The sequence below is a fragment of the Phreatobacter aquaticus genome (assembly GCF_005160265.1).
Classification (GTDB): domain Bacteria; phylum Pseudomonadota; class Alphaproteobacteria; order Rhizobiales; family Phreatobacteraceae; genus Phreatobacter; species Phreatobacter aquaticus.
The window spans coordinates 3,172,235-3,190,974 of sequence record NZ_CP039865.1 but is presented as its reverse complement, the minus strand read 5'-3'; the positions used below and the strand labels follow the sequence as shown (position 1 = coordinate 3,190,974).

Genomic DNA, 18,740 nt, shown 5'->3' with positions numbered 1-18,740 from the left:
GGTCAGCGCAGCAGCGCATAGCTGAGGAAGCCGACGATCGCGCCCGGCTCGATCCGGGTGATGTCTTCGGTCAACTCCACCAGACCATCAGTCTCGGTCAGCGACGTGATGACGCCCGCGCCTTCGCGCGGGTGCTTGTGTGCCTCGACCACGCCATCTGCGCCACGGTTCAGCGACACACGGACATATTCCCGGCGGCCTTCTTTCTTGCGATAGGCAAAACCTGAGCGCACCGGCAGCGCCAGCGGCCGCTCGGGCTTGCCGCCGGCGAGCGCCGTCAGGAACGGCCTGACCACGTGCGCGAATGTGATGAAGACCGCCACCGGATTGCCCGGCAATCCGATGAAGGCCGTGCCCCCAACCACGCCCATCGCCACGGGACGGCCGGGCTTGATCGCCAGCCGCCAGAACGCCAGGCTTCCCTCCTGCTCTACAGCCGCCTTGACGTGATCCTCCTCGCCGGTCGACACGCCGCCGGAGGTGAGGATCAGATCATGATCGGCGGCGGCGCCGGCAAGGGCAGCGGCAACGGCCTCGCGATTGTCCTTCAGGATACCGAGATCTGTGACATCGGCGCCCAGCCTGCGCACCAGGGCTGCGAGCGTGAAGCGGTTGGAATCATAGAGGCTTGAGGGCGGTAGCGCCTGTCCCGGCGAAACCAACTCGTCGCCGGTCGAGAAGATGGCGACCCTGATGGGTCGGCGCACCGTCAGACGATCGATGCCGAGAGCGGCCGCCAGCGCGATTGTCTCGGGCGTCATCCGGCGGCCGGCGGTCAATGCCACCTGGCCCCTGGGGAGATCCTCGCCGGCTGGGCGGCAATTCGCGCCAGGCTTCAGGCCGGTCGGCAAGGTCACGCGGTTGCCATCCAGCCGCACATCCTCCTGCATGAAGACCGTATCGGCGCCATCCGGCATCGGCGCCCCGGTGAAGATGCGCACGGCGGCTCCAGCCGGCACCGAGAAAGCCCCCTCGCCGCCCGCCGCGATGCGCCCGGTGATCGGCATGATCGTCTCGCCACCAGGCTGAAGATCGGCATGGCGCACCGCATAGCCGTCGACGGCGGAGTTGAAGAAGGGTGGCAGATCGACGCCGGCGATCAGATCATGGGCGAGGATGCGGCCATCGGCCTCGACCAGCGAGACGCTCTCGACCTCGGCAATAGGCTTGAGATTGGCGGAAGCGCGCGCCAGCGCCTCCTCGATCGACAGGAGGCCGGGGCCGAAGGCGAAATGATCGGAGGAAAGCTGCGCCATGGTTGGGGCTTAGCACGCGGACGGGCGGGACGGGAATGCTGGTGGGCTCAGGCGCCGATGCGGAGGGTGGCGACCACGTCGGCCAGCGGCCTCGCATGATCGAGGGCGAGATCCGCGACCCGCTCGATCTCGTTCAGGCCGGTGTGAGGCCCTGTCCATTGCGGCGGCAAAACATCGGAGATGAGGGCGCGGACATTCGGCAGGTCGGGGAACAGGAACGGCTTGCCGTTGGCGGCGCGATAGATCTCGATCTTCGGATGGGGCGCCCGCTTGAACCCTTCAACCAGCACCAGATCGACAGGCGAAAGCTTGCCCAGCAGGTCGGCGAGCGGCGGTTCGGGTTCCTGGCGGAGTTCGTGGATCAGCGCGTAGCGGCGCCCCGAGGCCACCAGAACCTCGGACGCGCCGGCTGTCCGGTGCTCGAACGAATCCTTGCCGGGATGATCGATATCGAAAGCATGGTGCGCGTGTTTCAGCGTCGAGACGGTCAGGCCCCGGCCGATCAATGCAGGGATGAGCTTGACCAGCAGGGTCGTCTTGCCCGCTCCGCTCCACCCGGCAAGACCGATGACCTTCATTTCAGATCGTTCCCCGCAGCGGCGCCATGCCAGCGCCCTGCATGTCCTGTAGCGGCAATGCCGCGCAAAAGAAAACGCCCGGCCTGAGCCGGGCGTTGTCACGACGATCGATAAATCAGCTCACTCGGCAGGCTGGCCGAGCGCGCCCGGATTGATGCGGCCCTTGGAGGCCTCCTCCTGGACCCAGAGCGAATGGTGCTCCTTGGCCCAGTTGAGATCGACCTCGCCGGAGGTCATGGCATCGGCCGCGCCTTCCATGCCGACCGAGCCGATATAGATGTGCGCGATCATGATGGCGATGAGCAGCACCGCCACGAGACCATGGACGATGTTCCAGAACTGAAGCGCCAGCACGCCATCGGCGGTTGCCGGGAAGATCAGGAAGAAGCCCGAGACCGACAGCAGGCCGCCGCCGATGATCACCGCCCAGAAGATGCCCTTCTGGCCGGCATTGAACTTCTTCGCCGGAGGATGGACGCCCGGCTTGAGCAATCCACCGCCCTGCTTCAGCCATTCCATGTCGATGCTGTTCGGGATGTTATGGACAACCCAGACCAGGAACATGAAGACCAGGCCCAGCATGAACGGCCAGGCGAGATAGTTGTGGGCATATTTGCCAAGGCTCGCGACCGCATGGAAGCCGCCTTCACCGAAGAGCGGCAGCAGCAGATATTTGCCGAAGGTGATGTTGAGGCCGGTCAGCGCCAGCACCAGGAAGCAGCCCGCCGTCATCCAGTGAACCAGGCGCTCGAACGTGGTGAAGCGCAGGATCCGGATGCCCGCGGGGCCCTTGTGGATCATGATCCGGCCGCGGAACAGGTAGAATGCGACGAGCACGGCCAGCATGCCGAGAATGGCGATGCCGCCGACCCAGTGCATCGTGCCCTGGTGGAACACCCGCCAGGCCTGCCCCTGGGGCTGGATGAGGTTTGCGGCGCGCTGATCGGGAATGGTGATCCGACCCGACAGGGTGGTGCCGGTGCCGGGCGTGCCGGCGCGCAGCGCCTCGAGAAGCTGCTGTTCCTTGACCGACGAAGCGGTCGGGTTCACCGAGGAAGGCTGCTGCGCCAGGACCGGTGCGGAGACCGCAACGGCAAAGGCCAGCAGGACTGCGGCGGCGAGAGACCGAAGCGAGACGCGCATCGGGTGGTCCTCCCTCTTGGGCGCTTTCATGGCGCGCCCGAATTGATGTCGTGTGAGCGGACCGGCGGCAGAGGTTCTGCCACCGGGAGGGACAAAAGCGGTCAGATCGCGATCGTTTCCTTGTAGGCCGTCTGCCAGCCCCAGGCGCCGGAGCCGTAACCGCGCTTCAGCACGCGCTCCTTGTAGATGGTCACGATCATGTCGCTGTCGCCGGCCAGCAGCGCCTTGGTCGAGCACATCTCGGCGCAGAGCGGCAGCTTGCCCTGGGCGAGGCGGTTCGCTCCGTACTGGGCATATTCGGCCACGCTGTTGTCGGCCTCGGGACCACCGGCGCAGTAGGTGCACTTGTCCATCTTGCCGCGCGAGCCGAAATTGCCGACGCGCGGATATTGCGGCGCGCCGAACGGGCAGGCGTAGAAGCAGTAACCGCAGCCGATGCAGGTCTCCTTGGAGTGGAGAACGACGGCGTCGGCCGTGGTGTAGAAGCAGTTGACCGGGCAGACCGCCGCGCAGGGCGCGTCGGTGCAGTGCATGCACGCCATGGAGATGGAGCGCTCGCCGGGCTTGCCGTCATTGATGGTGACGACGCGCCGACGATTGATGCCCCAGGGCACGTCATGCTCGTTCTTGCAGGCGGTGACGCAGGCGTTGCATTCGATGCAGCGGTCGGCGTCGCAGAGGAATTTCATCCGGGCCATGGTTCAGGTCCTCTCTTACGCCGTTGCGATCTGGCAGAGCGTGGCCTTGCCCTCGTGCATGCCGGTCACGGGGTCGTAGCCATAGGTGGTGACGGTGTTGACGCTCTCGCCGAGAACGATCGGATCGGTGCCGGCCGGATAGGCCTTGCGCTGGTCCTGGCCTTGGTACCAGCCGCCGAAGTGGAACGGCATCCAGGCGACGCCCGGGCCGACACGCTCGGTGACCAGCGCCTTGACGCGTGCGCGGCCGCCTTCCGGACCAGACACCCAGACCCAGCCGCCATCCGAGACACCGCGAGCCGAGGCATCGCGGGGATTGATCTCGACGAACATGTCCTGCTGGAGTTCGGCCAGCCACTTGTTCGAGCGGGTTTCCTCGCCGCCGCCCTCATATTCGACCAGACGGCCGGAGGTGAGGATGATCGGGAAGGAGCGGGCAACGCCCTTGTCGACGGCGCCCTTCTGATAGGTCGTGTGCAGGTTCGGCATGCGCAGCGAACGCTCGTCGGCGCGCGCCGGATATTTCGCGACGAGATCGGCGCGTGGCGTGTAGATCGGCTCGCGGTGAACCGGAACCGGATCGGGCAGGTTCCAGGCAATCGCACGGGCCTTGCCGTTGCCGAAGGGGCAGACATTCTTGGCCAGGCAGACGCGCTGGATGCCACCTGAAATGTCGTTGGCCCAGTTGACCGCGCCGGGATTGGCGCCGCCCTGCCGCTCGATCGAGGCCTTCTCGTCGGCGGTCAGATCAGCATCCCAGCCGAGACGCTGGAAGATCGCATAGGTGAATTCCGGGTAGCCATCCTGGATCGGGCTGTCGAGGTTCCAGGAATTCTGCGCCAGCAGGGTTTCACCATTACGCTCGACGCCGAAGCGCGGACGGAAAGCACCGCCGCCGTCCATCATCCGCACATTGGTGTTGTAGAGGATATGCGTGCCGGGATGGCGCAGTTCCGGCTTGCCCCAGCACGGCCAGGGCAACCCGTAGAAGTCACCGCGGATCTCGGCCGGAGCATCGGCCGGCGCGCGCAACGTGACGATGTCGAACTTGTCCTGATTGGCCATATGGGCCTTGATCCGCTCCGGCGACTGGCCGGTATAGCCGGTCGACCAGCCGCCGCGATTGATCTCGCGGAGGATGGATTCGGCCTGCGGCTCGTCGCCGAACTTGCCCTTCACCAGCTGGATGTTCTTGAACATCTGATCAGCGAAGCCGAGCTTCTGGGCGAACTTGTAGATGACCCAGTAGTCGGATGCCGATTCGAAGATCGGTTCGACGATCTTCTCGCCCCACTGGATCGAGCGGTTGGAGGCTGTGCGCGACCCATCGCACTCGAAATTGGTGCAGATCGGCAAGACATATGTGCCGTTCTGGCGGTTTCCGAGCGAGACGAAGTTGGTCGGATGGGGATCGGCGATCACCAGGAGGTCGAGCTTGCCGAGGCCCTCGACCGCGCCGGGAATGCGCGGGATCGTGTTGCCGCCATGGCCGAAGACGAACATGGCCTTGAGGTTGTCCTTCTGGTCGACCTGTTCGGCCGGCAGGAGGGTCGCGTCGAACCAGCGGGTCGACGGCAGGCCAGACACTTCCATGTTCTGCTTGCCGGTGCGGGCGGCACGGCCGCCCTTGGCCGGAACATCGTCGAAGCGCGAGACGAAATAGTCGTAGGGCACGTCCCAGACACGGCCCCAATGGCGCCAGGCGCCTTCGACCAGGCCGTAATAGAGCGGCAGGTTGCCGACATCGAGGCCGAGGTCAGTCGCGCCCTGCACGTTGGTGTGGCCGCGGAAGATGTTGGCGCCGGTGCCGGGCGCGCCGACATTGCCGGTGAGCAGCAGCAGGGTGCAATAGGCGCGGACATTGGCCGTGCCGACCGAGTGCTGGGTCGCACCCATGCACCAGATCAGGGTCGAGGGCTTCTCGGTGGCGAACTGCTTGGCAACCCGCTCAAGCTGCGCGCCGGGGACGCCGGTGACATCCTCAACGGTCTTGGGATCCCACTTCTCGACTTCCTTGAGCGCCTCGCTCATGCCGTAGACGCGCTTGGCGAGGAAGTCCTTGTCCTCCCAGCCGTTCTTGATGATGTGCCACATGATGCCCCAGATGACCGGGATATCGGTGCCGGAGCGGATGCGGACATATTCGGTCGCGTGGGCGGCGGTACGGGTCATGCGCGGATCGATGACGATCATGTTCGCGCGGTTGAGCTCCTTGCCGCTCAGCACGTGCTGGAGCGAGACCGGATGGGCTTCCGCGGGATTGCCACCCATGATGATCATGGTCTTGGCATTGCGGATGTCGTTGTAGGAATTGGTCTGCGCGCCGTAACCCCAGGTGTTGGCAACGCCGGCGACCGTGGTCGAGTGGCAAATGCGGGCCTGGTGGTCGACGTTGTTGGTGCCCCAGAAGGCCGCGAACTTGCGGAACAGATAGGCAGCCTCGTTGGTGAACTTGGCGGAGCCGAGCATGTAGACCGAATCCGCACCGGACTTGCCGCGGATCTCGGTCATCTTGTCGCCGATCTCGTTGAACGCCTGGTCCCACGAGATGCGCTGCCACTGGCCGTTGACGAGCTTCATCGGGTATTTCACCCGGCGCTCGCCATGGACGATCTCGCGGACGGAAGCGCCCTTGGCGCAATGGGTGCCGCGATTGATCGGGCTTTCCCAGGCCGGCTCCTGACCGGTCCAAACGCCGTTCTGCACCTCGGCGCGCACCGTGCAGCCGACCGAGCAATGGGTGCAGATGTTCTTCTTGACGATGGTCGGCACCCCCGGCTGGGGGGCGGAGACGGCGTCAGCCTTGCGCACCGCGCCGAGCGTCAACGCGCCAACGGCAATGGCACCGGCGGCCGTGATGCCGGAACGGGCGAGAAAGGTGCGGCGGTCCATCACCCCGGAGGTGAGGCCAGCAGCGAGCCCGCCGAGACGCGGCCGGGAGGCGTCCGAAGTCCTGCGCTTGATCAGCATGGGGGCGGCCCTCAGTAACGGTTGGTACGATAGAAATTCTGGACTTCAGCCGAATTCGCCTGGTAGCGCGCCTTGACGCGCTCATCGCGGCTTTCGCGGCCCGTGGACTGCGCCTCGGCCGGCTCCGCGGCGACGACGGCGGTCGCGGCAACCGCGGATGCGCCGGTCAGGGCCTTCAGGAACCCACGCCGATCGGCGACGGGGGATGCGCCATTCTTGTCGTTGGTGTCAGCCATTGCCTGTCCTCCCATTCATCGCTTCGCCGGCTCAGCCGGCAAAGGCGAAAGCTTCCGTCTCGATATCCATGAACAGCCGCCCCACCCTGCCGATCGTGGCATAGAGCGGGCGACCCTCGATCGTTTCCAGGTCGGCGAAGAACCGCGCCGCCCATGGCTTCAGATGCGTCTCGAAAAAGGTCTTCTCGTCGGCGTAACCGTCACCGAAGGACCCCAGCGCCAGGCCGGCCATCACGTCGAACAGCAGCGCGATGTGATCCTCAGGCTCCTTGGATTCGTCCTCGCGGACGATGCCGAAGCGGATGAAATCGGCACGTACCTCGGCCAGTGGCCGCTCGTGCAGGAAGCCGGTGAGATAGTAGGACGCGTAGGGCAGAAGTTCGCCACGACCAAGTCCGACGAACAGGTCGAAGAACTGTCGGTTTGCGGCTTCCAGCGTGGTGTCTCTGGCAGCTTCAGCGAGCGCCAGATGGGCAAGCCCCAGCGGCGAGGCATCGCCCTTGAGGTTGCTGACCTCGGCGAGCACGGCGGCGGTGGGCGCCTTGAACAGCAAGAGCGCCAGCAGGCCGTATTCGGCGGCCCGCAGGCGATCCATATCATCGGGCTCGGCGGCAGCCGCCTGTTCGGCCTTGGCCGCTTCCATGGCGGCGGCCAGCGAGGCGCGCATCTCGGGATAGAGATCTGGCCTCAACACACCGCGCGCAACGCCCGAGATCTGCTCGATCGCAATGACGCGCTCAGGAGGCACCTTCTGCCAATTGGAGACCGAGGGCTGGGAAATGCCGAGCGCGCGCGCAAGCGCACCCACGCCGCCGACAGCCTTGATGGCTTCCTGCAATCCCCCGTCCCGAAGCGACTGAGCGCTCATTCTCATCGAACCCTTGCCGTGGCCGGGCGCATTCGCTCTTGGCACACGCACTTTTCCAAACCCAGTCTGGAATAGCTACAAGCTATGTGCCCGAGATGCAATTGGTCATAGCCTCTTCCTCAGTGCGGCAATGCGCTCCCGTGGCGGCGCGACTTTGAGGGCAAAGCGGCTGAATTCACTGACTTTTCTTGCAGTGCAACAGGACCGTGGTCAGCCTTGGCTCTTGCGAAATCCAGCGCGGGCGCGGGTTCTGTCGCGGCCACGGTCATAGGCGTCGGCAATGAGGCTTCTTGTGACGCCAACCCCGCGCGATTTTGCTGCGACGCAGCATCGGCAAGGTCCGCCTTCCGTGTCACGTCATCGTGCTGCGGCAAATTGTCGGAATCACCCGTCATGCGCGAATCCGGGGTGAGTTTCGGCATCGCCTTGTCGAACATGGCGAGCACCTCATTGACCTGATCGGGGCTGGTGATCATCGGACCGAAGCCAGGCGCGCCGCCGGGCGTGTTGTAGTCATAGGCATAGTCCAGCGCTTCACCGACGAAGTCGCGGATCGCCGGATCGATGGTCCACATGCGGCGCAGCGCGGCATTCTTCAGATCGACCGGCACGCCAGCCTGCATGAACCCGGACAGCGACTGGCCGGGCAGCAAGTCCTCGATACGCGGCAGGGCCGCGACGATCTCCTCGACGGATTTCGCGAGATCACTCGCAGGCGCCGGCGGCGGCTCGACGACCTCCGGGGCCTCCGGTTCCGGCTCGCGCTTCAGCCGCGACCAGCGCGAGAGAAACCCTTCATCGCTGCCGCTCATCCCTTGTCCCCCGGTCGCCGCAGATTGGGATGTCCGAGCCCGTAGGTCGGCTCCTGCACATGGCGGTCACGCTTGCGCTTGAAGAAGGTCTGCTCGACGTGATGCTTGTCGAAGAAGGCGCTCAACTCCACCATCACGTCGTGGGGCATGGGCACCGGCTCGACCCGGTCGTCGACGGTATCGGCATAGGCCTCGCCCTCGTAGGGATCGACGGTGACGCCGGCCACACGCCAGATGCCATCGCCGTTGTCGCGGAGCGCCACCCAGACGGACGGCCGTCCCGAGGTGAGGTTGTCGCGGTAATGGGCGGTCTCGCCGGAATGGAACGTCAATTCGGCAGGACCGAGATAATAGCTCTCATGCGGGCCGTCGCGCGCGATCACGGTCCCAGGTTCGACTGCGGGAAGACCCGGCAGGATCGCCTCCGGCGTCCATTCGAAATCGATCCAGGGGTTGTTGAGCTTCCGTTTGACGGCAACAACCCCGACCATCATGTGCTGGACTGCCATCGCCCTCTCCTCAGGCTGCCAGCCGGCCGGCAAGCGGCAGGCCGAGCAGCAGGTTCTGCGGCTTGATGCGCAGGATCATATCATTGTCGAGCGCCATGATCAGGTAGACCGGCTTGCCGCCGACCTTGGCATCCACCTGTCGGGGATCGGCGAAGGTGAGGCTGAACAGGCCGCAGACGCGCGACTGGTCCACCGGATCGACCGGCTCGCCACGCCACAGCCTGTTGCCGATAGCGGTTGCCTCGGCATCGAGGCCGACGAACCATCGCCAGTCGGCATCCTCGATGCGCTCGATCGGCTTCACCTCGGTCTCGACGCCGAGCATATGCGCAAGCCAGGTCTCGATGACCCGCGCCAGCGCGTCGCGCACGCGCGGATTGCCGCCGAGATTCATCACCATCGAGAAGGCGTCCGAGCAGGACCAATAGGTGTCCGCCGTCTCGTCTGTCATCACCTCAAGCTCGGAGGCGGCATCGCCGCCCAGCATGGCGGTGAGCGGGGATGAGTGCATCAGCGCCTTGCGGTCGGCTTCCAGTCCCTCAACCAGTTCGGCATCGGCGAGCAGCAGGGTGTCGTCACGCAGGCTGCCCTTCTGGGTCCGGAAAAAGCACTCGGCGGCTCTCAGAACGAAGGGGTCCTCGCAACCGTCCAGCGCATTGCGCAGGATGAGATGGACCAGCTGGTTGAGGAACAGCGGCGGCACCGAACCCGCGTGGTTGCGGACGATCGCGAGATAGGCTGCCTCCAGGCTCGGATGCGCCATGAGGCGGTCCCGGAAGCCGATCATGAAACCCCAGTTCTCGCGGGCATCCTCGTCCTGGATCGCGCCAATCATGGCGGCCGTCACCGGCCGGCGCGGCTCTGCCATCAGGAGCGCATGAAGCTCGCGCTCCGCATCGCAGGCCTCCTCCGGCGGGATCAACTCTGGCCGGGCGAGATAGGCCAGGATCATCTCATCGCTGACGGCAAGCCCGCCGCCCGCGGTCTTCGTCGTCATGTGGTGGCCCGACGAGACCCAGAATTCCTTGGCCAGACGGGGCGTGTCGGTCATGGCATCGCTCATGGCTTGGGACCCATCATGCCGATGAGGTCCACCCGTTCCTCGGGTGCCTCGTCATCGACCATTTCGTGGAAGGTGAAGGCACGCGCCTGGGCATGCAGGCCATCAGCGCCCAGCGTCCGCTCACGCGGTTTCAGAGTGCGATATTGCTCGTGGATCTCGCCCTTCTCGAACAAGCGGTGCATGGCGACCAGCGTGCCGATGTCGTGATCGGCGAGCGATGCCGCGAAAGCCAGTTCTTCGGCGGCAGCCGCGGTCGCGGCATCGAGCGTCGGCGCTCCGAGATGGCTGTGGATGTGGCGGGCGAGCGCCTCGACCGCTGCGCGGTGCTCGTCTTCCCGGATCTCCTCAACCACCACCAGCGTGGAAAAGCCGAGGCTCTCGACGCCGACGAAGCCAGAGCGGAAAGCAGCGCGGTCCTTTCCCTCCAATTGGTCGATCGGGCGCCCCCAGAACAGGAATGTGCCCGTGACCGCCCATTCGCCAGGCTCGGCCGCAACGGGGAACACGAAGCGATCGGAGGGATCGAGGCGGATGGTGCGGAGCAATCTCACAGCCTGGGCGCTCCGGTCTTCCGGTCGAGCCAGGCGACAGCCTTGAGGCCGTCGAGGAAGATCGAGCGGTGTTCCTCCTCGCCCACAGCCCGGCGCGTCAGCAGGTCGCCATTGGCGTCGAGGCCGCGGCGATCGCCCGGTCGCTCCTTGACGACGCGGCCGAGATAGTCGGCGGCGATCGTCTTGAAGCCCTGGCTCTGCCAGATATCGACCTGCCGCAGGAAGAACCGCGCGAAACTCTCAACGAGATCGGAAGGGCCGACACCGTCGAATCCTTCATCGTCGAGGGCGGCCGCATTTGGCGCCTTGCCCGGCTCGATCATGCCGTCGAAGGTCACGCGGATGACCGCGGAAAAGACCAGCCAAGCCGGTACCGCATCCTCTGCCGTGCCCTTTGGCCAGCCAATCCGGCCGCCACCGACAAGTCCTGCGTCGAAGGTGATCGCGTCGGGAAAGCGGAACGAAACGTCGCGTTCGGGCGGGCAGTGTGCGGCAATCGCCTCGGCTGTGGCATTCATGCCCATGAAGAACGCCTTGCGGGCAACCGCCAGCGGCTCCTCCGGCTCGAGGACGATGGCGTATTCGGCGACGTCGAAACGACGCACCCAGACGAGCGTGCCCGCGCCCTTTTCGGCCGCGATCCGGCAGGCATGAGCAAAGGCATCGCCGGATTCCCGCAGGGGCTCGAGTTCGAAGCCCGGCGGCAAGGTGAGCGTGGATGGCGCCTTGATGGCGATCAGGGGAGACATGGCACCTCGGGCGATGCGACACCGTCGTATCGGCGGTCGCATTGGTTCTTTGGATTGCTTCCAATATATGAGGGAACAGGGTCGCGGGAAGGGGAGCGTGCGGAAGTGCGCTGTCGTGTCCGGAAAAGCCGGCCACTCACCCGGAAGAGGAATGCCATGCAGGCCGGCGGAACCACCTTCGTCTGTTCGTGCGAAGAGACAATGCCGCTGCACGGCGAGACCGTTGCGCGCGCCTGCCTGACCAAGGTCAGGACAGCCGACCAGCTCTGCCGCAAGGAGCTCGACCTGTTCAAGGCGGTGATCGGCCAGGGCGGCGACGTCACCGTTGGCTGCACCCAGGAAGCGCCGCTGTTCCAGGAAACCGCCGAGGAGATGGGTTTTGCCGGCCGGCTGACCTTCGCCAATGTCCGCGAACAGGCGGGCTGGTCCAGCGAGGCGAAGGCCGCCGGACCGAAGACGGCGGCACTTCTGGCCGCGGCGGCGGTCGACATGCCGCCAATCCATCTGGTGACGCTCGAATCGGACGGCGTCGCGCTGGTCTATGGCCGCGATGACCTGGCGCTGGAGGTCGGCCGGCGGCTGGCCGACGCGCTCGACATCACCGTGCTGCTGACGAAGCCCTCGGCCATCATGCCGCCGGCGGTGACCGATTTCCCGGTGGTCAAAGGCACGATCACATCGGCCAAAGGCCATCTCGGCGCCTTCGAGCTCGCCATCGACGATTACGCGCTGGCATCCCCCGCCTCGCGCCGTAACCTCGTCTGGCAGGTGCCGCGCAATGGCGCGAGTTCCAGTTCCGACATCGTCATCGACCTCACGGGTGGTCAGCCGCTGTTTCCAAGCCCGGAGCTGCGTCCCGGCTATCTGCGCGTCGATCCCGGCGATCCGGCCGCCGTCGAGCGGCTGATCGGGGAGGCTCGGGCGCTGGTCGGCACCTTCGACAAGCCGCGCTACATCACCTTCCACGAGGACCTCTGCGCTCATTCGCGCTCGAAGATCACCGGCTGCACCCGCTGCCTCGATCTCTGCCCGACCGGCGCGATCACGCCGAATGGCAATCATGTGGCGATCGACCCGGCCGTCTGCGCCGGCTGCGGCGCCTGTGCCGCCGCCTGTCCGACGGGCGCTGCGAGCTATGCGCTGCCGCCTGTCGAAGCCGTTCTGGCCCGCCTGCGCACGCTCCTCACCACATTCCGGGCTGCCGGCGGGGCCAGGCCGGTCGTTCTCGTCCATGACGAGGACCACGGCCGTCCGCTGATCGATGCCCTGGCGCGGTACGGTGACGGCCTTCCGGCCCATGTCCTGCCGCTCGGCGTCAACGAGATCAGCCAGCTCGGCCCGGAAGCGCTCGCCAGCGCCTTCGCCTATGGGGCGGCCGGCGTACGGTTCCTGGCGCGAGCCCGGCCGAAGCACGATCTCGGTGGGCTGGACGCCGTCGTCGCGACAGCCAACACCATGCTTTCGGGGCTCGGCTATGGCGACGGTCTGGTCGCCATCCTCTCGACCGATGATCCCGATGCCCTGTCGGCGCTGCTGCGCGAGCCTGTTGTGGCGCGTGTCGCCCCGACGCCATCGACGTTCCAGCCGCTCGGCGCCAAGCGCGGACTGCTGGAGCTGTCATTCCGCGAGTTGCACCGGGCAGCGCCCTCCCCCGTCGATGTGGTGGCGCTCGCCAAGGGGGCGCCCTTCGGCAAGGCCGACGTCAATGGGGATGCCTGCACGCTGTGTCTCGCCTGCGTCTCGGCCTGCCCGACCGGTGCTCTCTCGGACAACCCCGACCTGCCGATGCTACGGTTCACCGAGAGCCTCTGCGTCCAGTGCGGCTTGTGCGAACAGACCTGCCCCGAGGACGCGATCAGCCTGAAGCCGCAGGTCGATTTCATCGCCTGGAATGAGCCGAAGCGGGTGGTGAAGCAGGAAGAGCCGTTCCATTGCACGTCGTGCGGCAAGGCCTTCGGCACCAAGTCGACCATCGACCGGATCGCCGCCAAGCTTGAGGGCCACTGGATGTTCACCGGCGCCAATGCGCATCGGCGCGAGGCGCTGTTCATGTGCGAGGATTGCCGGGTGGAGAAGGTCGTCAACGAGAGCTTCGACCCCTATGGCGGCCCCAGCCGGCCGAAGGTCAGGACCGCGGAGGACTATCTGCGCGAGGCGTCCGAGGGCAAGGACACGCTGAACTAGGGCGCACTTGCGCGTGCGATGAAGTCGACCAGCGCCTGCCGGTCTTCGTCATCGCCGAGGGTCTGTTCGGGCATCTTGGTGCCGGGCGTATAGGCATTCGGACCGATTTCGAACAGGCGGGCGATCGTGTCCTTCGTCCAGACGATGTCCATGCCGCGCAGCGCTTCGGAATAGACATAGCCGGGGGCTGTCGCGATCCTGCGACCGATCACGCCATGGAGCGTCGGCCCGGCGCGGTTGCCACCGTCCGGCTCCAGCGTGTGGCAGGCGATGCAGGCCTTGAAGACCTCCGCCCCGCGGTCGCCGGCGTAGCGCGACGGCAGATCGGCCGGGCGCGCCATGATGACCGGGCCCAGATGCTCGCCGGTCGAGACACGCCACCGCCGGATGAGCCGGTCGCCGCCACCGGTGAGCACTTCGTCGCTGCCGGGCCGGAAGGCCAGCGACCAGACCGGCAGGCCGGGACCGACCAGGGTGCGCTCGACCCGCCGGTTGGCCCGGGAGATCAGAGCGACGGCGCCGTTGATGGCGGCAGCGGCCACCATCACGCCATCGGCCGAAACGGCGACGGCGATCAGCGGCGGTCCGCCGAGGGCCATCTCACCGCGCCGCGTGCCGTCCGGACCCATGATGTAGAGCTTGCCATCGGCGGCGCCTGCCAGGATCTCGCCGTCGGGCGCAATCGCCAGCGAGGCAACCGCGACGCCCAGCTCGACCATGCGCGCCTGCGACCCGTCGAGCGGCGTGAACCGCACGCTCATGTCGTGGCTTGCGGTAACGAGCGTGCGGCCGTCCGGCGAGAAAGCGAGTGCCGAGACCGGGCCGCGATGCCCGGAGAGCACCTGAGTCTCGCCGCCCGCAAGCGCCGTCAGGCGCACCGTCGCGTCCCAGGAACTCGATGCCAGGACGCGGCCGTCGGGCGACACAGCAAGGCCGGACACGGCACCAGCATGGCCTTCGAGCGCCCGCTCGGGCTCTGGGCGACCCAGCCGCCAGATGGCAACCCTGCCCTCCTCGCCGCCGGTCGCGAAACGACCCTCGGGCAATACGGCGACCGCATTGACCGGACCATCGTGGAAGCGGAGCACGGCAAGCGCCGCACCGGCCTCGATGCCCCAGAGAATGGCCGAGGTGTCGAAGGAGCCCGACAGGGCGACGGCGCCATCCGCCGTGACAGCCAGCGCCCGCACGGGTCCACCGTGGCCGCGCAGTTCCTGTGCGGAGGCCGGCGCGCCGAGCGTCAGGACGGTGGCCAGCAGTGCGACAACGGAACGGAATGACATGACGAGACAGCCAGGGACCCGAACGATATACGGAGATCGCAGCAGCCAGATCTCCTGCGACAGACAGTCAGGCGCCCAGAATGTCCGACACCGATCTCGACCTGAAGGGGCTGAAATGCCCCCTGCCCGCGCTGAAGACCCGCAAGGCGCTGACCCGCGTCGCCCCGGGCGCGCTGTTGACGGTGACCTGCACCGATCCGATGGCCGCGATCGACATTCCCAATCTCATCCGGGAGACCGGCGACAGCCTGGAATCGCAGGATCGTGATGACACGATTCTGGTGTTCCGCATCCGCAAGAAGGGCCCGAGCCCTCAGATCGCGCCCTGAAGCACGCGGCGCTCGTCGAAATGGCAGGTGAAGGCGCGAAACCCGTGGCGGCCATGGTTGGCAATACCGCGGATCTCGTAACGGCCACCGGGCGTCGCCGCGAGCCGGTCCAGCCGAATGGCGCGGCGGCTGATGCCCATCATCTGGGCTGCGTCGGCGCGGCACCAGCCCTCGGCGGAGATGTGATGGCGGCGATGGCGCGCCTCGGCCGCATCAGGGCTGAGGCCGAGAGCGGCGGTGGCAAGAGCGGCAACCATGACCCATTTCAACATCGACAAAGCTCCTGGGCGCGGCCTGGGCGCGCCCGCATGACCGGACTTCGGCCACTCTGCCATGAGTCCCCTGCTCCTGCCGAGAGCTTCCGGCGTGCAGCCGCCACTTTACGCCGGGGCGTTGCAGCCCCATCCTGCCACACGCGACACGACATGAACGGACAAGCCCGATGGTGAAGCTAGCGGCCGTCGTCTACGGCCCGGATGACGATTGCGATGCCCTGCTGGCGGACTTTGCCCATCGGCTGGCCGCAGGCGGTGTGGCGGTGGCGGGGCTCGTCCAGATCAACGGGATCAACGCCTCCTGCGAGACGCAGGACATGGAGCTCGAGGACCTCGACACGGGCCGACGGATCAACATCTGTCAGGACCTCGGCTCCGGCAGTGTCGGCGCCTGCCGGCTCGACCCGACCGGCCTTGCGGCAGCCGCCGGCGCCTTGCGCGCGGCCATCGACAAGCCGCTGGACCTGGTCGTGATCAACAAGTTCGGCCGCATGGAGGCGGATGGCGGTGGGCTTGCGGGCGAGATCGGTCAGGTGGTCGCCGCCGAACAGCCCTTGGTGATCGGCGTGCCGCAGCGGTTTCTGGAGGCCTGGAACGCCTTTGCCGGTGGACTTGACGTCAAGGTTGCTTGCCAGCGATCCGCCGTTGACGCCTGGTGGCAGTCGGTCGAGGCGTCGGCCCCCGCCGCCTAACCGGCGATCAGATCGGAGCCCAGCGTCTCGAACAGGCTAACATAGAGCTGCGTGCGCGGCACCAGGCAGGAAGCCAGCAGGTGCTCGTAGTGGGTATGCGGCCCGTCACCGATGACGCCGAGGCCGTCGAGGGTCGGCACGCCCAGGGCGCCGGTGAAGTTGCCGTCGCTGCCGCCACCGGCGACGCGCTCGCCCGCCACCTCGAAGCCGAGGTCCCGGGCAAGCCCCGCCGCGTGGTCGTAGAGCTTCTGGATCGCCGGCGTCTTGACGAAGGGCGGCCGGAACAGCCCGAGCGTCACGTCCAACTGGACATCGGGATCGTGCGGCCTCAGCGCCAGCAGCTTCGCCCGCACTTCGGCCTCCGCATCGGCGGTGGGCACGAGCACATAGACGCAGGCCTCACACGAGATCGGCACCATGTTCTCATGGGTGCCGCCCCTGATCGTGCCGACATTCAGCGTGATCGTGCGGTCGTAATCGGTCATCGCCTCGACGGTGAGAACCTGGCGCGCCATCTCGCGGATCGCGCTGCGGCCCTTGGCGTGATAGGCGCCGGCATGGGCGGGCTTGCCGGTGGTCTTGAGGTAGTAGCGCGCGATGCCGTGGCGCGCGACCGTCAGCCGCCCGCCATCGCCCGACGGCTCGGCCACCAGCACGATGGCATGGTTCAGCGCCTCCTGCTCGATCCGCGCCCGCGACGATGGGCTGCCCGCCTCTTCATCGGGAATGAACATGACCGAGACCGGCATGCGCGGCTTGCGGCCGGTGGCATGGAGATGGGCGAGCGCCGATAGGGCGATCGAGTTGCCGCCCTTCATGTCGTAGATGCCCGGGCCGAAGACCTTATCCCCGTTGACGTGCCAGGGAAGGTGGCCCGCCAACGTGCCGACCGGATGGACCGTGTCCATGTGGCCAAGCAGCAGGATGCCCGGTCCCCCGGTCTCGCCGGGCACCCGGCCGATCAGGATATCGGCATAGCCGCCCTCACCCGGAATGCGCTCGATCCTGGCCCCGATCGCCCGCAGCAGCCCCTCGGCATGATCTGCCATCCGGTTGACGGCGGCGACGTCCTGCGTCGGGCTTTCGACCATCACCCATTGGCGGACGGCCTCCAGCAGGCCTTCGGTGGTCAGCTCCTTCATCTGCGTTGCGGTCACGCCGGCAGGACTTTGCCGGGATTCAAAATGTTCTTGGGGTCGAGCGCGTTCTTGATCAGGTGCATGACGTCGATCGCATCGCCGTGCTCGGCACGCATATATTTCATCTTGCCGATGCCGACGCCGTGCTCACCGGTGCAGGTGCCGCCGGCCGCCAGAGTGCGCTCGACCATGCGGTCATAGACCTTCAGCGCCTGGTTCAGTTCGTCCGGATCCTCCGGATCGATCTGCATGCCGAGGTGGAAATTGCCATCCCCGACATGGCCGACAAGGGTCGTCGAGAAACTGTGCTGCGCGGTGTCCCTGCGGGTCTCGCGCAACACGTCGGCAAGCGCCGAGATCGGCACGCAGACATCGGTGCCGAAGCCGACCTTGCCGGGATTTTGCGCGCGGATTGCCCAATGGACATCGTGGCGGGCCTGCCAGAGCTTGGCGCGCTCGTCGGCATCCTTGGACCATTTCCAGTTGGTCGCGCCTTCGCCCTTGGCGAGTTCCTCAACGATTTCCGCCTGTTCGTCGACACTCGACTGGCTGCCGGCGAATTCGAAGAACAGGGTCGGCGTCACCGGCAAGTCGAGCTTGGAATAGGCGTTGACCGCCTCGATGGTGCGGTCGTCGAGCAGTTCCATGCGCGAAATCGGCAGGCCCATCTGAATGGTCTGGATGACGGTGTCGACGGCCGCATCGACGGAGGGGAAGGCGCAGATCGCCGCCGCCATCACCTCGGGGATGCCATAGAGACGCACGGTGACCTCGGTGATGATGCCAAGGGTGCCCTCCGAGCCGACGAAGACGGCGGTGAGGTCATAGCCGGCCGACGACTTCTTGGCCCGCGAGCGGGTCTTGATGATCCGACCATCGGCCAACACCACGGTCAGGCTGACGACATTCTCGCGCATGGTGCCGTAGCGCACCGCATTGGTGCCGGAGGCCCTGGTCGCGGCCATGCCACCGATGGTTGCATCGGCGCCGGGGTCGACAGGAAAAAAAAGTCCGGTGTCGCGGAGATAGGCGTTGAGCTGCTTGCGGGTGACGCCGGCCTGGACCGTGACGTCGAGATCCTCGGCGCGCACGTCGAGGATCTGGTTCATGCCGGTGAGGTCGACCGACACGCCGCCATGGAGCGGAATCAGCGCGCCTTCGAGCGAGGAGCCGGCCCCGAACGGCACGATGGGCACCGAATGGGCGGCGCACAGCTTGACGATTCCGGCCACTTCCTCGGTCGAAAGCACGCGGCAGACCGCGTCGGGCATGTGCATTTCATGGCGCGACTGGTCGCGACCATGCTGGGCGCGGTCAGATTCAGAGGTCGAGACGCGGTCGCCGAGAAGCGCCTTCAGGGCATCCAGCAGGGCGGGCGGAAAGGCTGCGGCAGTCATCGACCAAG

At 66.4% G+C, this 18,740-nt stretch carries 19 protein-coding genes; 3 read left to right on the top strand and 16 right to left on the bottom strand.

The features are described 5' to 3' along the window. Nucleotides 1-2 precede the first annotated feature (2 nt). From E8L99_RS14935 to E8L99_RS14880, 12 genes are all read right to left on the bottom strand, one after another. A complete protein-coding gene (locus tag E8L99_RS14935; protein WP_137100290.1) occupies nt 3-1,256 on the bottom strand; it encodes a molybdopterin molybdotransferase MoeA in 1,254 nt (417 codons plus the stop codon). 47 nt (nt 1,257-1,303) lie between these two features. Next, the gene (gene mobB, locus E8L99_RS14930; protein WP_137100289.1) at nt 1,304-1,834 is read right to left on the bottom strand and encodes a molybdopterin-guanine dinucleotide biosynthesis protein B; all 531 of its coding nucleotides are present in this window, start codon (nt 1,832-1,834) and stop codon (nt 1,304-1,306) included. A gap of 120 nt (nt 1,835-1,954) precedes the next feature. Continuing rightward, a complete protein-coding gene (locus E8L99_RS14925) occupies nt 1,955-2,977 on the bottom strand; it encodes a formate dehydrogenase subunit gamma (protein ID WP_137100288.1) in 1,023 nt (340 codons plus the stop codon). A gap of 101 nt (nt 2,978-3,078) precedes the next feature. Continuing rightward, entirely contained in the window at nt 3,079-3,675 is a 597-nt protein-coding gene (gene fdh3B / locus E8L99_RS14920) for a formate dehydrogenase FDH3 subunit beta (protein ID WP_137100287.1), read from the bottom strand. A gap of 15 nt (nt 3,676-3,690) precedes the next feature. Then, nucleotides 3,691-6,645: a formate dehydrogenase subunit alpha gene (locus E8L99_RS14915; RefSeq protein ID WP_137100286.1), complete on the bottom strand. Its 2,955-nt coding sequence runs from the start codon at nt 6,643-6,645 to the stop codon at nt 3,691-3,693. An 11-nt stretch (nt 6,646-6,656) separates the two neighbouring features. After that, a complete protein-coding gene (locus tag E8L99_RS14910) occupies nt 6,657-6,881 on the bottom strand; it encodes a twin-arginine translocation signal domain-containing protein (protein WP_252511118.1) in 225 nt (74 codons plus the stop codon). A gap of 31 nt (nt 6,882-6,912) precedes the next feature. After that, nucleotides 6,913-7,749, bottom strand: a complete 837-nt coding sequence (locus E8L99_RS14905) for a Cro/CI family transcriptional regulator (RefSeq protein ID WP_137100284.1) — start codon at nt 7,747-7,749, stop codon at nt 6,913-6,915. A gap of 119 nt (nt 7,750-7,868) precedes the next feature. Continuing rightward, nucleotides 7,869-8,561: a DUF3306 domain-containing protein gene (locus E8L99_RS14900; RefSeq protein WP_137100283.1), complete on the bottom strand. Its 693-nt coding sequence runs from the start codon at nt 8,559-8,561 to the stop codon at nt 7,869-7,871. Continuing rightward, nucleotides 8,558-9,070 (bottom strand): DUF3305 domain-containing protein, encoded by a 513-nt coding sequence (locus tag E8L99_RS14895; protein ID WP_137100282.1) that lies wholly within the window; start codon nt 9,068-9,070, stop codon nt 8,558-8,560. The genes E8L99_RS14900 and E8L99_RS14895 overlap by 4 nt, the downstream gene beginning before the upstream one ends. A 10-nt stretch (nt 9,071-9,080) precedes the next feature. Next, nucleotides 9,081-10,121 (bottom strand): DUF6352 family protein, encoded by a 1,041-nt coding sequence (locus E8L99_RS14890; RefSeq protein WP_137100281.1) that lies wholly within the window; start codon nt 10,119-10,121, stop codon nt 9,081-9,083. A gap of 8 nt (nt 10,122-10,129) precedes the next feature. Beyond that, entirely contained in the window at nt 10,130-10,684 is a 555-nt protein-coding gene (locus tag E8L99_RS14885; protein ID WP_252511117.1) for a DUF6505 family protein, read from the bottom strand. Next, entirely contained in the window at nt 10,681-11,433 is a 753-nt protein-coding gene (locus tag E8L99_RS14880; RefSeq protein ID WP_137100279.1) for a biotin/lipoate--protein ligase family protein, read from the bottom strand. The genes E8L99_RS14885 and E8L99_RS14880 overlap by 4 nt, the downstream gene beginning before the upstream one ends. Before the next feature lie 156 nt (nt 11,434-11,589). Here E8L99_RS14880 and E8L99_RS14875 point away from each other — a divergent pair, with 156 nt between their 5' ends. Then, entirely contained in the window at nt 11,590-13,617 is a 2,028-nt protein-coding gene (locus E8L99_RS14875; protein ID WP_252511116.1) for a 4Fe-4S binding protein, read from the top strand. Here the strand turns inward: E8L99_RS14875 and E8L99_RS14870 are convergent. Beyond that, entirely contained in the window at nt 13,614-14,900 is a 1,287-nt protein-coding gene (locus tag E8L99_RS14870) for a c-type cytochrome (protein ID WP_137100278.1), read from the bottom strand. The two genes, E8L99_RS14875 and E8L99_RS14870, sit on opposite strands and share 4 nt — an antisense overlap. Before the next feature lie 80 nt (nt 14,901-14,980). Here E8L99_RS14870 and E8L99_RS14865 point away from each other — a divergent pair, with 80 nt between their 5' ends. Beyond that, nucleotides 14,981-15,229: a sulfurtransferase TusA family protein gene (locus E8L99_RS14865; protein WP_137100277.1), complete on the top strand. Its 249-nt coding sequence runs from the start codon at nt 14,981-14,983 to the stop codon at nt 15,227-15,229. On the opposite strand, the gene E8L99_RS14860 is transcribed toward E8L99_RS14865, so the two are convergent. Beyond that, nucleotides 15,214-15,501, bottom strand: coding sequence for a hypothetical protein (locus tag E8L99_RS14860; protein ID WP_137100276.1), 288 nt, complete (start codon nt 15,499-15,501; stop codon nt 15,214-15,216). The two genes, E8L99_RS14865 and E8L99_RS14860, sit on opposite strands and share 16 nt — an antisense overlap. Before the next feature lie 170 nt (nt 15,502-15,671). Between E8L99_RS14860 and E8L99_RS14855 the strand changes: the two genes are divergently transcribed. Then, nucleotides 15,672-16,196: a DUF2478 domain-containing protein gene (locus E8L99_RS14855; RefSeq protein ID WP_137100275.1), complete on the top strand. Its 525-nt coding sequence runs from the start codon at nt 15,672-15,674 to the stop codon at nt 16,194-16,196. Here E8L99_RS14855 and E8L99_RS14850 read toward each other — a convergent pair. Further along, nucleotides 16,193-17,353 carry a M20 family metallopeptidase gene (locus E8L99_RS14850; protein ID WP_215907003.1) on the bottom strand — a complete coding sequence of 387 codons (1,161 nt, stop codon included), beginning with the start codon at nt 17,351-17,353 and terminating at the stop codon, nt 16,193-16,195. The genes E8L99_RS14855 and E8L99_RS14850 overlap by 4 nt on opposite strands. Next, a complete protein-coding gene (locus E8L99_RS14845) occupies nt 17,350-18,732 on the bottom strand; it encodes an FAD-binding oxidoreductase (RefSeq protein ID WP_137100274.1) in 1,383 nt (460 codons plus the stop codon). The genes E8L99_RS14850 and E8L99_RS14845 overlap by 4 nt, the downstream gene beginning before the upstream one ends. Nucleotides 18,733-18,740 lie beyond the last annotated feature (8 nt).

Excerpts from the sequence above, each read along its gene's own strand:
- E8L99_RS14860 (WP_137100276.1), bottom strand. The coding sequence starts at position 15,501 with ATGTTGAAATGGGTCATGGTTGCCGCTCTTGCCACCGCCGCTCTCGGC.
- E8L99_RS14855 (WP_137100275.1), top strand. The coding sequence starts at position 15,672 with ATGGTGAAGCTAGCGGCCGTCGTCTACGGCCCGGATGACGATTGCGAT.
- E8L99_RS14910 (WP_252511118.1), bottom strand. The coding sequence starts at position 6,881 with ATGGCTGACACCAACGACAAGAATGGCGCATCCCCCGTCGCCGATCGG.
- fdh3B (WP_137100287.1), bottom strand. The coding sequence starts at position 3,675 with ATGGCCCGGATGAAATTCCTCTGCGACGCCGACCGCTGCATCGAATGC.
- E8L99_RS14895 (WP_137100282.1), bottom strand. The coding sequence starts at position 9,070 with ATGGCAGTCCAGCACATGATGGTCGGGGTTGTTGCCGTCAAACGGAAG.
- mobB (WP_137100289.1), bottom strand. The coding sequence starts at position 1,834 with ATGAAGGTCATCGGTCTTGCCGGGTGGAGCGGAGCGGGCAAGACGACC.
- E8L99_RS14870 (WP_137100278.1), bottom strand. The coding sequence starts at position 14,900 with ATGTCATTCCGTTCCGTTGTCGCACTGCTGGCCACCGTCCTGACGCTC.
- E8L99_RS14915 (WP_137100286.1), bottom strand. The coding sequence starts at position 6,645 with ATGCTGATCAAGCGCAGGACTTCGGACGCCTCCCGGCCGCGTCTCGGC.
- E8L99_RS14905 (WP_137100284.1), bottom strand. The coding sequence starts at position 7,749 with ATGAGCGCTCAGTCGCTTCGGGACGGGGGATTGCAGGAAGCCATCAAG.
- E8L99_RS14880 (WP_137100279.1), bottom strand. The coding sequence starts at position 11,433 with ATGTCTCCCCTGATCGCCATCAAGGCGCCATCCACGCTCACCTTGCCG.
- E8L99_RS14925 (WP_137100288.1), bottom strand. The coding sequence starts at position 2,977 with ATGCGCGTCTCGCTTCGGTCTCTCGCCGCCGCAGTCCTGCTGGCCTTT.
- E8L99_RS14890 (WP_137100281.1), bottom strand. The coding sequence starts at position 10,121 with ATGACCGACACGCCCCGTCTGGCCAAGGAATTCTGGGTCTCGTCGGGC.
- E8L99_RS14875 (WP_252511116.1), top strand. The coding sequence starts at position 11,590 with ATGCAGGCCGGCGGAACCACCTTCGTCTGTTCGTGCGAAGAGACAATG.
- E8L99_RS14935 (WP_137100290.1), bottom strand. The coding sequence starts at position 1,256 with ATGGCGCAGCTTTCCTCCGATCATTTCGCCTTCGGCCCCGGCCTCCTG.
- E8L99_RS14900 (WP_137100283.1), bottom strand. The coding sequence starts at position 8,561 with ATGAGCGGCAGCGATGAAGGGTTTCTCTCGCGCTGGTCGCGGCTGAAG.
- E8L99_RS14845 (WP_137100274.1), bottom strand. The coding sequence starts at position 18,732 with ATGACTGCCGCAGCCTTTCCGCCCGCCCTGCTGGATGCCCTGAAGGCG.
- E8L99_RS14865 (WP_137100277.1), top strand. The coding sequence starts at position 14,981 with ATGTCCGACACCGATCTCGACCTGAAGGGGCTGAAATGCCCCCTGCCC.